Origin of the sequence: Curtobacterium sp. 179-B 9B NHS (assembly GCF_045370965.1) — a bacterium.
Classification (GTDB): domain Bacteria; phylum Actinomycetota; class Actinomycetes; order Actinomycetales; family Microbacteriaceae; genus Curtobacterium.
The window spans coordinates 97,423-112,652 of record NZ_JBIQDQ010000005.1; the positions used below are offsets into that span (position 1 = coordinate 97,423).

The 15,230-nt window shown below is 73.9% G+C and carries 11 protein-coding genes; 8 read left to right on the forward strand and 3 right to left on the reverse strand.

Features of this window, described 5'->3' with window-relative positions; genetic code table 11:
* Positions 1-158: 158 nt before the first annotated feature.
* Positions 159-1,271 (forward strand): aromatic acid exporter family protein, encoded by a 1,113-nt coding sequence (locus tag ACH0A8_RS06815; protein ID WP_209684907.1) that lies wholly within the window; start codon positions 159-161, stop codon positions 1,269-1,271.
* A 12-nt stretch (positions 1,272-1,283) separates the two neighbouring features.
* Here ACH0A8_RS06815 and ACH0A8_RS06820 read toward each other — a convergent pair whose 3' ends face one another.
* Positions 1,284-2,432, reverse strand: coding sequence for a hypothetical protein (locus ACH0A8_RS06820; RefSeq protein ID WP_406906860.1), 1,149 nt, complete (start codon positions 2,430-2,432; stop codon positions 1,284-1,286).
* A 105-nt stretch (positions 2,433-2,537) separates the two neighbouring features.
* On the opposite strand from ACH0A8_RS06820, the gene ACH0A8_RS06825 reads away from it, so the two are divergent.
* A complete protein-coding gene (locus ACH0A8_RS06825) occupies positions 2,538-5,741 on the forward strand; it encodes a BTAD domain-containing putative transcriptional regulator (protein ID WP_406906861.1) in 3,204 nt (1,067 codons plus the stop codon).
* A gap of 42 nt (positions 5,742-5,783) precedes the next feature.
* Here the strand turns inward: ACH0A8_RS06825 and ACH0A8_RS06830 are convergent, their stop codons facing one another.
* Positions 5,784-6,620 carry an ABC transporter permease gene (locus tag ACH0A8_RS06830; protein ID WP_209684910.1) on the reverse strand — a complete coding sequence of 279 codons (837 nt, stop codon included), beginning with the start codon at positions 6,618-6,620 and terminating at the stop codon, positions 5,784-5,786.
* Positions 6,617-7,624, reverse strand: a complete 1,008-nt coding sequence (locus ACH0A8_RS06835) for an ATP-binding cassette domain-containing protein (RefSeq protein WP_406906862.1) — start codon at positions 7,622-7,624, stop codon at positions 6,617-6,619. The genes ACH0A8_RS06830 and ACH0A8_RS06835 overlap by 4 nt, the downstream gene beginning before the upstream one ends.
* Before the next feature lie 233 nt (positions 7,625-7,857).
* Between ACH0A8_RS06835 and truA the strand changes: the two genes are divergently transcribed.
* The 6 genes from truA (at position 7,858) to glmM (ending at position 15,089) form a co-directional block, all read left to right on the forward strand.
* On the forward strand, positions 7,858-8,790 hold the full coding sequence (truA, locus tag ACH0A8_RS06840) for a tRNA pseudouridine(38-40) synthase TruA (RefSeq protein ID WP_406906863.1): 933 nt from the start codon (positions 7,858-7,860) through the stop codon (positions 8,788-8,790).
* Positions 8,787-9,533, forward strand: coding sequence for an MBL fold metallo-hydrolase (locus ACH0A8_RS06845; protein ID WP_251155202.1), 747 nt, complete (start codon positions 8,787-8,789; stop codon positions 9,531-9,533). The genes truA and ACH0A8_RS06845 overlap by 4 nt, the downstream gene beginning before the upstream one ends.
* A 139-nt stretch (positions 9,534-9,672) precedes the next feature.
* The gene (locus ACH0A8_RS06850) at positions 9,673-12,468 is read left to right on the forward strand and encodes an ExeM/NucH family extracellular endonuclease (protein WP_406906864.1); all 2,796 of its coding nucleotides are present in this window, start codon (positions 9,673-9,675) and stop codon (positions 12,466-12,468) included.
* Between the two features lie 253 nt (positions 12,469-12,721).
* The gene (rplM, locus tag ACH0A8_RS06855) at positions 12,722-13,168 is read left to right on the forward strand and encodes a 50S ribosomal protein L13 (protein WP_022904636.1); all 447 of its coding nucleotides are present in this window, start codon (positions 12,722-12,724) and stop codon (positions 13,166-13,168) included.
* 36 nt (positions 13,169-13,204) lie between these two features.
* The gene (rpsI, locus tag ACH0A8_RS06860) at positions 13,205-13,690 is read left to right on the forward strand and encodes a 30S ribosomal protein S9 (RefSeq protein WP_066656983.1); all 486 of its coding nucleotides are present in this window, start codon (positions 13,205-13,207) and stop codon (positions 13,688-13,690) included.
* Between the two features lie 22 nt (positions 13,691-13,712).
* Complete coding sequence (gene glmM / locus ACH0A8_RS06865; protein WP_066656981.1) at positions 13,713-15,089, forward strand: phosphoglucosamine mutase; 1,377 nt, start codon at positions 13,713-13,715, stop codon at positions 15,087-15,089.
* Positions 15,090-15,230 lie beyond the last annotated feature (141 nt).

The window sequence follows — 15,230 nt, forward strand, 5'->3', positions numbered from 1 at the left end:
CACACGGAACCCCCCGCGACCCACGTCGCGGGGGGTTCCGTCGTCCCCGCGGACGGCGTGGCGACGGACGGGAGGCGCGGGGCGGGGCAGCCACGCGCCTCCCGTCCGGAGCGCACCCGCGTCCGCTCCCAGCGTCGCCGCCGTACGGTGATCGCGACATGGCGAGAGCGGAACGGATCACCGGCGCAGGGCGCCGTCTGTGGCGGTGGAGTCGGGACTCCGGCACCCAGCCGCGGTTGTTGCTGGCAGGCAAGGCCGCGCTGGCCGCCACGATCGCGTGGACCCTGGCGAAGTACGCACCGGGCGTCGCCGCGGAGTACCCGTACTACGCACCGCTCGGTGCGATCGTCGCGATGCGCACGACCGTCTTCGCGGGGATCCGGGCCGGCGTCCAGACGCTGGTCGGCATCACGCTCGGCATCCTGATCGCCGGGTTCACGATGCTCATCGGCGATCCCGGGGTCATCGCTGTCGCGCTCGTCGTCGGCCTCGGGGTGCTCGTCTCGGGCTTCCGGATCCTGGGCGAGGGGTACTCGTGGGTGCCGATGGCGGCGCTCTTCGTGCTCCTCATCGGCGGCGGCAACGCGGAGGGCTACTCGTTCGCGTACGTCGTGCAGATGGCGATCGGCATCGGCATCGGGCTCGCGGTGAACTTCGCCGTGGTCCCCCCGCTGCACTTCTGGGACGCTGAGCGCCGCATCGACCAGGTGAACGCCGTGCTCGCGCAGCAGCTCGACGACCTGGCAGACGTGCTCGACGAGGGCGAGCCGGACACCGGTGCCTGGGACCGTCAGCAGGAGCGGCTGGACAAGGCGATCGCCGAGGTCCGGGACCGCGTCTCGACGGCGCAGGAGGCGCGCCGGATGAACCCCCGGAGCGTGCTGCGGGGGCCGCGTGCGCGCCTGCAGACCGACGGCGCGCGCTTCCGGGCGCTCGAGCGCGTCGCCTGGTACACGACCGACCTCACCGAGCTGGTCGCCCGTTCGGGTCCGGTCGCGGAGAACATCGGGCGGCCGGACCCGGCGTTCGCAGGACCCTTCGCGGCCGCGCTCCGGAAGGTCGCCTGCGTGGTTCGCGGTGACTGCGAGGAGGACGGGGCGGACGAGTCGATCGCCGACCTCGAGCGCGCCATCGACGCCAGTGACGCGGACCCGTCGCAGGTGACGGTGACCTCCAGCGCGATCGTCGCGCTGCGCGGGGTGCTCGAGTCCGAGAAGCGGGCGACCGCCGACGTCGACACCGAGACCGGGCCCTCGGGACGACAGCGCTAGCGAGCGCCCCGGTCAGCCGCGCGAGGCCGTCGCCCAGCGCTCGACGGCCTCGGCGGTGTCCGGGGCCACCGCGCGCATCAGGACGAAGTGCTCCCACGTGCCACCGTCCGACACGACGTCGAGGGTGCACGCGGTGTCGTCGCACGTCCGCCAGGCGCCGTCGCCGTCGTCGAGGCCGTCGAGGTCGATCCGCCCGTCGCGGTCGATCGTGCCCGCGGCCAGGCGCTGCTCCACCGCCCAGCCACCGTTCGGAAGGCGGTCGTACTGCGCCTGCTGCTGGTCGTACCGCGGATCGGACTCGGCGGGCGCCACGAAGCCGCACGACGCTCCCGACAGACGGTCGAGCGCGTGCTCGACCGTCGTCGGAGCGACGTCGGTGCCCTCGAGTGCCCAGCGGAGCGTCGTGTCCGTGACCGCGTCCACGTTGTCGGCGACGCAGGGCGGCAGGCTGCCGTCGACGTGCTCGTCGACGCGGGCGGTGGTGACGGGGCTCGTGCGCACGGCGTCGCCGACCTGCTCGACGAGAGCGCGGAAGGGGGCGTCGAGTGCCGCCTCGGTCGTGTCCGGGTCGTCCTGGACGCGCTGCGCCAGGACCTGCACCCAGGCGTCACCGACGAGCACGTCGGAGACGCAGTACACGACCGCGGCGTCGCTCGCGCTGCAGCTCGGACCGTCGTCCAGGACGCCGGTCAACCCGGACGCGGCGAGGTCCTGGTACTCCGCCGTGGCGTCGGGCAGCACCGTGACGCGCACGCCCTCGTAGCGGGGGTCGTCGATCGTCCCGAGCACGGTGCCGTCGAGCGGTGCGACGCCGGTGGTCGACGTGCAGGAGGAGCCACCGGCGACCACGGGTGCCCAGTCGGCGGCCGCGACGTGCACGACGTCGGCGAGGGCGACCGCACGCGCGCCGGGGACGACGGCGTCGACTGCTGCGGCGGGCAACAGCGCCGAGCAGTCCGGTGCGCCGTCGCCAGCGGGGGCCGTCCCGAAGTCGACGGTCACCTCCGCGGACGGGCTGCTGCTCGGCGCGGACGACGCGGGCGGGCCGGAGGCGCTCGGTGTCGCGCCCTCGGTCGACGGCGACGAGCAGGCGGTGACCGCGAGGAGCACAGCGACCGACGTGGCGAGGACGGCCGCGCAGCGGGTACGAGGGAATCCCATGTCCGTGACGCTAACCCTCGCGTGTCACGGACCGGTGACGACCGCGTGCTCGCCGGTCACGATCAGGTGACGGCGTCCTCGCACGGCCGGAACTAGGATCGGGTCGTGCCCGTCGCGTCCCGTGTCGCCGTCCTCGGACCGGTGACGGTGGCGGGCCCGGACGGTGCCGCGGTCGCCGTTCCCGGTGCACTCGCGCGGTCGTTCCTGACCGCGCTGGTGCTCGCACCCGGCCGTGCACTCGGCACCGAGGCACTGATCGACGAGCTCTGGGGTGCGGACCGGCCGAGGGGCGCCCGGGCGGCCCTGCAGACCCTGGTCTCCCGACTGCGCCGGACGACGGCGGACGGTCTCGTCGTGTCGACCAGCACGGGGTACGCGCTCGGTGGCGACCCGGCGGACGTCGACCTCGTCGCCGCGGAGCGGGCCGTGCACGCACCCGACACAGCAGCGGTGGGGGCAGCGCTCGGCCGGTGGCGGGGCGCACCGGGTGCGGACGTCGACGGGGACCTGGGCTCGGCGCTCGCCGACCGCGCGGCCGCGGTCGAGCACGCCCTGCGTCGGCGGCTCGCCGTCCTGCTGCTCGAGGACGGCGACGCCGCCGCCGCTGCGACCACCTGGCTCGCCGAGGTCGACGCGGCGCCCTTCGACGACACGGCGGTCGGCGGAGCGATGCGCGCCCTCGACGTCGACGGGCGGACCCCGGAGGCACTCGCGGTGTTCGCCGCGCACCGCGGACGGCTGGCGGACGGACTCGGGGCCGATCCGTCCGCGGAGCTCGTGCGGCTGAACGCCGAGCTCCTGCGCCGGTCGGCGTCCGCGACCGACCACCCGGTCCGGCGGACCGGGCTCCGGGTCGCGCCGAACGAGCTCGTCGGGCGGCAGGACGACGTCGCGACGGTGTCCCGGTCGCTCGACGAGCACCGCCTGGTCACGGTGCTCGGCCCGGGCGGACTCGGCAAGACGCGCCTGGCGCAGGCCGTCGCCGCCGCGCTGCCCCCGACCACGGGCGTCGTCGTCTGCGAGCTCGCACCGATCGACGACGGCGAGGACCTGCTGCCTGCCCTCGGCGCACTGCTCGGGATCGCCGAGGTCCGGACGGCGCGCATGCTGCAGGACGCGGTCGTCACCGACCTGTGGGGCCGGGTGGTGCGTGCCCTCGACGACGGACCGACGGTGCTCGTGCTCGACAACTGCGAGCACCTGCTGCAGGCCGTGGCCCGCTGCACGGCCGACCTGCTCGCCGCCGTGCCCGGGCTGCGGGTGCTCACGACGTCCCGGGCACCGCTCGCCATCGCGGGCGAGGTCGTCGCACCCCTCGGACCGCTGCCGGTCGAGGCCGACGGGGCGGCGGTCCGGCTGTTCACCGAACGCGCCCGTGCCGCTCGGCCCGGTGCGGTGCTGCCCGTGGACGCGGTGCGCAGGATCTGCACCCGACTCGACGGGTCGCCGCTCGCCATCGAGCTCGCCGCCGCCCGCATCCGGGGGATGTCGGCCGACGAGGTCGAACGTCGGCTCGACGACCGCTTCGCCCTGCTGCGCGGTGGTGACCGGAGCGCTCCCGAACGGCACCGCACCCTGCTCGCCGTCATCGAGTGGAGCTGGCGGCTCCTCGACGAGGGCGCCCGGGACCTGCTGACCCGCCTCGCACTGTTCCCCGACGGTGTCGCGGTCGAGGCCGTCGAGTCGGTGGCGGAGCCCGGACGGCGGTGGGACGCGCTCGACGACCTCGCCGACCTGGTGGAACAGTCCCTCGTGCAGCTCGTCGAGGTCGAGGGGGAGCCGGTCCGCTACCGACTGCTCGAGACCGTGCGCGAGTTCGGCGCCGCACGCCTGGCGGCGCGGGGCACCACCGAGGCCGTGCGGGCGGCCATGACCGCGTGGGGCCGGGAGCTGTCGGCAGCGCGCAACCTGTTCGCACTGCGGGGTCCGGCGCAGCTCGTCGCGTTCACCGAGGTCCGCCGCGAGGCCGACACGCTCGTCACCCTGCTGCGCTGGGCGATCCGCGCCGACGACGTGCCGACGGTGGCGCAGGTCTTCGCGGCCCTCGGCGGGTACTGGACGCTCCGCGGGCTGCACCGCGAGGTCGCCGCGACCGCACCCGACGTCGTCGCGGCGCTGCGGTCGCGCGTGCCGGCGCCGGCCGACCGCACCGCGACGGTGATCGGCCTCGTGATGTGCGGTGCGACCGCGGTGTTCACCGACCTCCGCACCACCGCCCGGGCGATCAGCGGACTCCGGGAGCTGCACCGCTCCGGGCGTGCCGAGGACCCGGTCGTCGACGCGCTCGCCGGGCTCCTGCTCGCCCTGCCGCGACCCGAGCAGGGCTCCGCCGAGCTGGCACGGCTGCGTGCCCACCGGGAGCCCGCGGTCGCCCTGCTCGGCCACCTGCTCAGCGCGCCGCTGGCCGAGAACGACGGCGACCCGGCCGGGGCGCTGCGGTACATCCGGCGTGCGGAGGAGCTGGCACGGACGACCGGAGAGGCCTGGACCACGGGCACCGTCGCGGTCACGCTGACCCAGCTGCTCGCGCAGTCCGGGCGGTACCGGGAGTCCCTCGCCGCCGCCGTCACCGCCCGGGAGGACCTCGAGCTGTTCGGGGCGGAGGACGACCTGTACGAGATCGGGTGGACCGTCGGTCTCGCCTCGGCCGCGACCGGCGACGTCGACCGTGCACGTGCCGTCGCAGCAGACCTGCGGCACCGGCCCGACGGCGGCCGCGGCGGGTTCGACGACCGCGGGCTGATCGCCGTGCTCGCGGTCGCGATCACCGCCGAGTGCGCGCGGTACGAGGGCGACCTCGCCGGGGCCGCGGCGGCGTACGCCGCGGCCTGGGACGTCGTGCAGCCCGGTCGCGGACCCGCCGCGCACTGGGCGCTGACGGCGGGGGCGGCACGCATCGCGGCGGTGGACGAGGCGGGCGCGGGCCGGACCGACGGCGCGGCCCCGGGCCTCCCGGCAGCCGAACTGGCGGTCGCCCGCCGGATCCGTGTCGGCACCCTCGTGCAGCTGCGGCTCCGCCAGGCCCGCCGGGACGTGCCCGTCATCGGGACGGCCCTCGCCGGGCTCGCGATCGCGTACGCGCGCGCCGGACGTCCGGACACGGCTGCCGCGTGCTGGGGCACGCTCACGCGGATCGGCTCGCGGCAGGACTTCGCGGTGCTCGCGCACGCCCGGCTGCGACCGCTGCTCGCCGAGGCCGTGGGGGAGCCGGCGCTCGCCGACGCCGAGACGGCCGCGGCCGGCAGGGACCGGACCGAGGCCGTCTCGTGGGTGCGGCGCGTGCTCGAGGACGCTCGCCTGCCCGGCTGACCGGCGCTCGGGCCGTCCTCCCCCGGACGGTCGCCCGGACCGTCAGGCCTTCCGCATGTACGCGCGGACCGTCAGCGGGGCGAACACCGCGACGACCACGGCCGCGCCGAGCAGGCTCAGCCAGAGGTCGCCGCCGACCACGCCGTGGTTCACCAGGTCGCGCACCGCGGTGATGAGGTGCGAGACCGGGTTGACCTCGGTGAACCAGCGCAGCCAGGCGGGCAGCGTGTCGGTCGGGACGAAGGCGTTCGACAGGAACGTCAGCGGGAACAGCACGAGGTTCGCGATGCCGGAGACGCTCGACGCGGTCCGGGCGATGACCCCGAAGTACGCGAAGACCCAGCTGATCGCCCACGCCACCACGATGACGAGCAGCGCCGCGAGGAGCACGGCGCCGAGTCCGCCGGCGGGGCGCAGCCCCATGACGATGCCCACCACGAACGTGATCGTCGTCGCGATGGCGTAGCGGACGGTGTCGGCGAGCAGGGCCCCGGCGAGCGGGGCGATCCGGGCGATCGGGAGCGACCGGAACCGGTCGAACACGCCCTTGTCCATGTCCTCGCGGAGCTGCACGCCGGTGACGACCGACGACGTGATCGCCGTCTGCACGAGGATGCCGGGGATGATCACGGGCAGGTAGCTGCCGACGTCGCCGGAGATCGCGCCGCCGAAGATGTACGTGAACATCACCGTGAAGACGATCGGCATGAGCGTGACGTCGAACAGCTGCTCGGGGGTCCGGCGGATCTTCACGAGTCCGCGGTACGCCATCGTGAACGACTGGCGGACGGTGGCGGCCGGGCCGGTGCCGCCGATCCCGGGTCGGGGTGTCACGCGGGGCGACGACGTGGTGGTGGGGGTCGGGGCGAGGGTGGTCATGCGGGGCTCCCTTCGAGCGCGCGCTCGGACTCGGTGTCGGTGTCGGCGTCCGCGGACGTCGGCGAGCCGGTGATGGTGAGGAAGACCTCGTCGAGGGTCGGCTTCTGCACGCTCATCTCGGCGAGGGAGACGCCCGCGTCGCGGAACGACACGAGCAGGTCGGTGACCCGGTCGGGCGCCGTCATCGGGGCGGTGAGCCGCGCGCCCTCCGGGCTGACGACCGCCGGGGTGCCGAGCACGCGCTCGACGAGCGACGCCGCGGTCGCGAGGGCGTCCGCATCCGCGTCCGCCAGGCGGAGCTGCAGCGAGGCCGTGCCGACCGAGGACTTCAGCTCGTCCGCGGTGCCCTCGGCCACGACACGTCCGTGGTCGATGACGGCGATGCGGTCGGCGAGCTGGTCGGCCTCGTCGAGGTACTGCGTCGTGAGCAGGACGGTCGACCCGGTCGCGACGAGCTCGCGGATCGTGTCCCACATCTGCGCCCGGGTTCGCGGGTCGAGCCCCGTGGTGGGCTCGTCGAGGAAGATCAGCGGCGGCTGCGCGATGAGGCTCGCGGCCAGGTCGAGCCGGCGGCGCATGCCCCCGGAGAACTTCTTGAGCGGACGCGACGCCGCCTCGGACAGCCCGAAGCGCTCGAGCAGCTCGACCGCCTTGCGCTTCGCGTCGGTGCGGGACAGCCCGAGCAGCCGGGCGAAGATGACGAGGTTCTCGGTGGCGCTGAGCGTCTCGTCGACGCTCGCGTACTGCCCCGTCACCCCGATCAGGGAGCGGACCGTCTGCGGCTCGCGGCGGACGTCGTGCCCGAAGACGCGGGCCTCGCCGCCGTCCGGCCGCAGCAGGGTCGCGAGCATCGAGATGGTGGTCGTCTTGCCGGCGCCGTTCGGGCCGAGCACGCCGTAGACCGTGCCGGCCTCGACGCGGAGGTCGACCCCGTCCACGGCGCGGTTGCTGCCGAACGTCTTGACGAGGCCGGTCGCCTCGACGGCGAGTGGTGTGGTGGTCATCGCACAGGTCCTTTCGTCGATGTCGGGACGATCGTGCCGCCGGCCGCTCACGCGGCACTGACGTGGCGCTGACACCGGCGCACGGTCGCCGTCAGCGGGGCTGCCCGTCGCCGTCGGCGCGGCTCGGGCGGGCGTCGTCCGCGGGTACGGGCGGTCGACGTCCGTGGGCGCGGGCGGTCGTCGTCGGCGGGGCCGGACGGGAGGCCCGCCCCGGCCCCGGTACGCTCGCTCCCGTGGCAGGGACGGACGACTCGGGTGCCGGTGTCGGCGGTGCCGTGCGGCTGCGGCTGGACGTCGCCTACGACGGGGCCGCGTTCTCCGGCTGGGCCCGGCAGCCCGGCCTGCGGACCGTGCAGGGCGCGCTCGAGTCCGCGCTCGCCACGGTCTTCACCCGGTGGGGCGAGCCGCCGCAGCTGACGGTCGCCGGTCGGACGGACGCCGGGGTGCACGCCACCGGGCAGGTCGCCCACGTCGACCTGACCGCGGAGCAGTGGGGTGCGCTCACCCGTCCGCGGCGGTCGTCGCCGGACGGCCCTCCTCGCACCTCGCTCGACGGACTCGTCAAGCGCGTGAACGGTCTCGCCGGGGCGACGGGCGACGTCGTCGTCACGCGTGCGTCGGTCGCACCGGACGGGTTCGACGCCCGGTTCTCCCCGCTCTGGCGGCGCTACGAGTACCGGGTGGCGGACGCCGACGCCCCGCGCGACCCACGTCGCCGCGGGCACACGCTCTGGCACCCGACGCGCCTGGACCCGGCGGCGATGGAGCGCGGTGCGCTGACGTTGCTCGGGCTGCACGACTTCGCGACCTTCTGCAAGCCGCGCGAGGGCGCGACCACGATCCGGACGCTGCAGGAGTTCCGCTGGGACCGCGAGCCGGACGGCGTGCTGGTGGCGCGCCTCCAGGCCGACGCGTTCTGCCACTCCATGGTGCGGGCGATGGTCGGGGCGACCATCGCCGTCGGGGAGGGCCGCTTCGGCCCGGACCGCCTCGAGGAGCTGCGGGTCGCGCAGCAGCGCACGAGCGCGTTCAAGGTCGCACCCGCGGCCGGTCTGACCCTCACCGAGGTGGGCTACCCGGGGGACGACGAGCTCGCGGCCCGGGCGGCGCAGACCCGTGCGCGCCGGACGGACGACGAGCCGGACGCCGGTACCGTCGGGGGATGAGCTCCCGCAGGCCCCGGTCCGTCGTCTCCGTGGCACCCGGTGTGGTGTTCGTCGAGGGGCCGGTCTCGAACTGGGTCGTGCTCGCCGAGGAGGACGGCGTCGCGCTGATCGACGCCGGCTACCCCGCGGACACCGCGCTCGTCCTCGACACCGTGCGCTGGGCGGGGCACGACCTCGGCGACCTCCGACGCATCTACGTCACGCACGGGCACGTCGACCACATCGGGGGCATCCCAGGGATCCTCGAGCGGTACCCGCACGTGCAGGTCCTGGCGCACGCGGACGAACTCGACAACGTGCGCGGGCCGCAGCGGCAGCAGGTCCGGCCGGCGGAGATCGGCGGGCGTCTCGCCGCACCGCGGACGTTCCGCTGGCTGGCGCGGGCCGTCGGTTCCGACGCCCTGCGTCCCGTGACCGTCCCCACTGCCCGGGCCTTCACCGCGCACGACTTCGCGGGGCGTGCGATGACGCCGTTCCCCGCCGTCGGGCACACGGCCGGCTCGACCGCGTACCTGTTGCCGGCCGCGAACGCCATCGTCACCGGGGACGCGGTCGTCTCGCACCACGACACGCTCCCGGGGTCGTGGCAGCCGCGGCCACGCATGATCACGCCGTTCTTCACCGCGGACCAGGCGACGGCGCTCGAGTCCGCACGGGCGCTGCCGATCCCGGAGATCGTGCTGCCCGGGCACGGACCGGCCGTGCACCGGGTCGGCAGCGGGTGGGTGCCGGTCGCCGGCTGAGCGCGCCGCCGGGCACCGTCCCGTCGCCACGCTGCGCACCCCGGACGGGGGTGGACCGGATCGTTCACCTGCCGGAAACCTGAGTGGCCCCGCAGGTCGCTAGCGTGCTGGAGTCCCCCTCCTCCTGCCGAAGGTCAGCATGCCCAACCTCCTGCGGCGCACCGTGCTGTGCGCCACGGTGGCAGCGACGCTCGTCGCCGCCCCGCTCGTCTCCGTCTCCACCGCCGTCGCGGACCCCGCGGGCGCCGGCCTCGTCATCGCCGAGGCGTACCTGAAGGGCGGCAGCGCGAACCAGCCGTTCACGAACAAGTTCGTCGAGATCGCGAACCCGACCGACACCGCCGTCGCCGTGGACGGGTGGTCGATCCAGTACCGGGCCGCCGCGAACACCGGCACGCCGTCGGTCGGCAAGCTCAGCGGTACCGTCCCCGCACACGGGTCGTACCTCGTGCAGATGGGCTCGAACGGGACGAACGGCCAGGCGCTGCCCACCCCCGACGCCGTGACCGGCCTCAACCCGTCCGGGTCGACCGGCACGCTCGTCCTGTCCGACCAGGCCGCGGCCCTCGCGCTGCCGGTCGGCTCGGTCACCACCGGGACGCCCGGCGTCGTCGACCTGCTGGGCTACGGCACGTCGAACACCTTCGAGACCGCCGTCGCGCCGACCGGGACGGCGAACTCCGTGCCGGACGCGCTGCACCGCGACGGCACCGTCGACACCGACTCCAACGCGGCGGACTTCGCCCTGGGCTCGACGGTGACGCCGGAGAACTCCGGTGGCGCCGGCACGACACCGACCGATCCGGGCGCCCCCACCGACCCGGGCACCCCCACCGACCCCGGCACGCCGACCACACCTGCCGAAGCGGTCACGATCGCCCAGCTGCAGGGCACGGGTCCCGCGTCGCCGTACGTGGGGAAGCGCGTCGTCACCGAGGGCGTCGTGACCGCGGTCTACGCCACGGGTGGGCTGAACGGCTACACGATCCAGACCGCCGGCACGGGCGGGGTGGTCGACCTCGCCACCCACACCGCGTCGGACGCCGTGTTCGTGTTCTCCGCCGCGACCGCGGGCAGCGTCGCCATCGGGGACGCCGTGCGCCTCACGGGCACGGTCGCCGAGTACAACGGCCTCACCGAGCTCGAGGTCGGCTCGACCGCCGACGTCGAGGAGCTCCCCGCCGCGGGCGTCGTGCAGCCGGTCCCGGCCACGCTGACCCTGCCGCGCACGGACGCGCAGCGCGAGTCGCTCGAGAGCATGCTGATCGCGCCGCAGGGCGACTACACGGTCGCCGACAACTACACGACGAACCAGTACGGCGAGATCGCGCTCGCCGCGGGGACGAAGCGCCTGATCCAGCCGACCGAGGTCGCCCGCCCGGGCAGCGCCGAGGCCGCAGCGGTCGCCGCCGACAACGCCGCGCGCACGGTGGTCCTCGACGACGGCGCGAGCACGAACTTCCTCAGCGCCGCGAACCAGTCGGTCCCGGTGTCCTGGCTCACGCAGGGCCCGGTCACGGTCGGTGCCGCAGCGACCTTCTCGGAGCCGGTCGTCCTCGACTACCGCAACGACACCTGGAAGTTCCAGCCGACGTCGCCGATCACCGGTGCGACGCCCGCGGCAGACCTGCCCGCGTCGTTCTCGCAGGTCCGCACCGCGGCCCCCGAGGACGTCGGTGGGGACCTCAAGCTCGCCGGGTTCAACGTGCTGAACTACTTCCCGACCACGGGCGACCAGCTCACCGGCTGCACGTACTACACCGACCGCGACGGCGACCCCGTGACCGTCCGCGGTGGCTGCGACGCCCGTGGCGCCGCGAACGCCGACGACCTCGAGCGCCAGCAGGTGAAGATCGTGAAGGCGATCAACGCCCTCGGTGCCGACGTGGTCTCCCTCGAGGAGATCGAGAACTCAGCACGGTTCGGCAAGGACCGCGACGCCGCCGTCGGCACGCTCGTCTCGGCGCTGAACGCGGCGACCGGCCAGGACACCTGGGCGTACGTGCCGTCCCCGGCGGTGCTGCCCGCGAGCGAGGACGTCATCCGCCTCGCCCTCATCTACAAGCAGGACCGCGTCGCACCCGTCGGCGAGTCGACCATCCTCGACGACCCGGCCTTCGTGAACGCCCGCCAGCCCGTCGCGGACGCCTTCCGCCCGGTCGGCGGGGACGCGGACGACGACTTCCTGGTGATCGCGAACCACTTCAAGTCGAAGGGCTCCGGCTCGGGCGCGGACGCCGACCAGGGCGACGGCCAGGGTGCCTCGAACGCGTCCCGCGTGGCACAGGCGACGGCGCTCGCCGCGTTCTCGACCACCGAGCAGGAGAAGTACGGCACCGACAGGGTGTTCATGCTCGGCGACTTCAACGCCTACAGCGAGGAGGACCCGATGGTCGTCCTGCGCGACGCCGGCTACACCGACCTCGGGCCGGCGAAGGACCCGACCGAGTACTCCTACGTGTTCAGCGGCCTGAGCGGTTCGCTCGACCACGTGCTGGCCTCACCCGCGGCGCTCGAGGCCGTGACCGGCGTGGACATCTGGAACATCAACTCGACCGAGTCGGTGGGCCTGGAGTACAGCCGCTACGACTACAACGTCACCGACCTGTACCGCGACGACGTGTACCGGGCGAGCGACCACGACCCGATCCTGGTCGGCTTCGACCTGGCCGAGGACGAGACCCCGACGCCGGGTGACGGTGGCACGCCGGGCAACGGCGGGACCCCCGGCGGACCCGGCCACGGCGGCGACCACCCGGGCAAGCCGGGTCACGGCGGCGACCACCCGGGCAAGCCGGGTCACGGTGACGGGAAGCCGGGCAAGCCCGGCCACGGTGACGGGAAGCCGGGCGGACCGGGTCACGGTGGCTTCGTCGCGGACGTCGTCCGTGTCGTGCTCGGTGTGTTCGGCTGGCTGCGTGGACTGTTCGGCTGAGGTGACCACGGCCCGGACGTGACCGGGTGACGGACGGGAGGCGCGGTGTCGGACGGCACCGCGCCTCCCGTCCGTCACGGCCCCGTTCGACAAGGCGAGCCGCGTCGGGTAGGCTCTCACCTTGGTCTGTGCGCCCCGTGCGCCGGACAGTCAGATGAGCCCTCCACCGGGCAGTTCCACGAGCATCGCCCGCGGAACACCCACCGGAGCGGGATTCACGGACTCCTCACCTCGACACGAAAGCAGCACTCCTGTGACTCGTACGTTCTCCCCGAAGCCGGCAGACGTCCAGCACGACTGGATCGTCATCGACGCGACCGACGTCGTCCTCGGCCGTCTCGCCACCCACGCCGCGGCGCTCCTGCGCGGCAAGCACAAGGCCACCTTCGCCCAGCACATGGACATGGGTGACTACGTCATCATCATCAACGCGGACAAGGTCGCCCTCACCGGCTCCAAGCTCGCGAAGAAGGTCTACTACCGTCACTCGGGCTACCCGGGCGGCCTCACGGCGACCTCCTACCCGGAGATGCTCGAGAAGCACCCGACCCGCGCCGTCGAGAAGGCGATCCGCGGCATGCTGCCGAAGAACACCCTCGGCCGTGAGCAGCTCAAGAAGCTGAAGGTCTACGCCGGCGCAGAGCACCCGCACGCCGCGCAGCAGCCCAAGGCGTACACCTTCGACCAGGTCGCACAGTAGTTCCGGCCACGACGACTTCAAGGACTGATAAAACTCATGGCTCAGATCGCTGACTCCCTCGACCAGACCCCGGAGAGCTTCACCACCGAGAGCGCCCCGGCGTCCTCGGAGGCCGCTCCCCGCCAGATCCTCAACGTCTCGGGCGGTGCCGTCGGGCGCCGCAAGGAGGCCATCGCCCGCGTGCGCCTCGTCCCCGGTGGCGGCTCGTTCACGGTCAACGGCCGCACGCTCGAGGACTACTTCCCGAACAAGCTGCACCAGCAGCTGATCAACGACCCGTTCAAGGTGCTCGAGCTCCTCGGCGCCTACGACGTCGTCGCTCGCATCACCGGTGGTGGCCCCTCGGGTCAGGCCGGTGCGCTCCGCCTCGCCATCGCGCGTGCGCTGAACGAGATCGACCGCGAGAACAACCGCGCCACCCTCAAGAAGGCCGGCTTCCTCACCCGTGACGCCCGCGTCATCGAGCGCAAGAAGGCCGGTCTCAAGAAGGCCCGCAAGGCGTCGCAGTTCTCGAAGCGCTAGTCGCGCGACGAACCCGATCGCAATGCCGCGTCTGTTCGGTACCGACGGTGTTCGTGGACTCGCCAACGGCGAGCTGACGGCCGCGCTGGCTCTGGGTCTCGCCCAGGCCAGCGCGGCCGTGCTCACACACGGACACCATGCGGACGCCCGCCGGGCGTCCGGTCGACCGCGCCCCCGCGCGGTCCTGGCGCGCGACCCGCGCGTCTCCGGTGAGTTCCTGGGTGCCGCGGTCGCGGCCGGTCTCGCCTCCGCCGGTGTCGACGTGCTCGACGCCGGGGTCATCCCCACCCCCGCTGCGGCGTTCCTCGTCGCGGACATCGACGCCGACTTCGGCGTGATGATCTCCGCGTCCCACAACCCCGCGCCCGACAACGGGATCAAGTTCTTCGCCACGGGCGGCCGCAAGCTGCCGGACGAGGTCGAGGACCGCATCGAAGCGGCCATGCACGACCAGTCCGCCCCGACGCCCACCGGTGGCGACGTCGGCCGGATCACCCGCTTCGCCGACGCCGAGGACCGCTACGTCGTCCACCTGCTCGGCACGCTGCCGCACCGGCTCGACGGCCTGCACGTCGTGCTCGACTGCGCGAACGGTGCCGCCGCGGGCGTCTCGCCCGAGGTCTTCGTCAACGCCGGCGCTCGCGTCACGCTGATCGGCGCGGACCCGGACGGCATGAACATCAACGACGGTGTGGGCTCGACCCACATCGACAACCTCGCCGCCGCCGTGCTGGCGCACGGCGCCGACGTGGGCATCGCGCACGACGGCGACGCCGACCGCTGCCTCGCGGTGGACGCCGCCGGCAACGCCGTCGACGGCGACCAGATCATGGCGATCCTGGCGCTCTCGCTCCAGGAGCGGGGCCGGCTCGCCGACGACACGCTCGTCGCGACCGTCATGTCGAACCTCGGGCTCAAGCGGGCCATGGCGGACGCGGGCATCACGGTGCTCGAGACCGGCGTGGGCGACCGCTACGTGCTCGAGAAGATGAACGAGGGCGGCTTCTCGCTCGGTGGCGAGCAGTCCGGCCACATCATCTTCAACGACTACGCCACCACCGGCGACGGCGTGCTGACGGGCCTGCACCTGGTGGCCGAGATGGCCCGCACGGGCAAGAGCCTGCAGGAGCTCGCGTCGTGCATGACCGTCTTCCCGCAGGTCCTCCTCAACGTGCGCGGTGTCGACCGCCACGGGCTGGACGACCAGGGCGTGCAGGACGCGATCGCCGCGGCGACCGAGGCCCTCGGCGACGCCGGTCGGGTGCTGCTGCGCCCGTCGGGCACCGAGCCCGTCGTCCGCGTGATGGTCGAGGCGGCGTCGCAGGAGGATGCGCAGCGGGTCGCCGAGGAGCTGGCCGCCGTCGTGCGCGACCGGCTGGCGATCGACGCGGCCGCGTAGGGCACTCGCACGCGACGTCCCGGGTCGTCGGAACAACCGGAAGCGGCTCGCGCCACGAGATCACGAAGAGCGGCCCCCCGAAGCACTATTGGGGCAGAGAGGACAGGCCCACAAAACCCAACCGCACGGCGCCCCACCCCA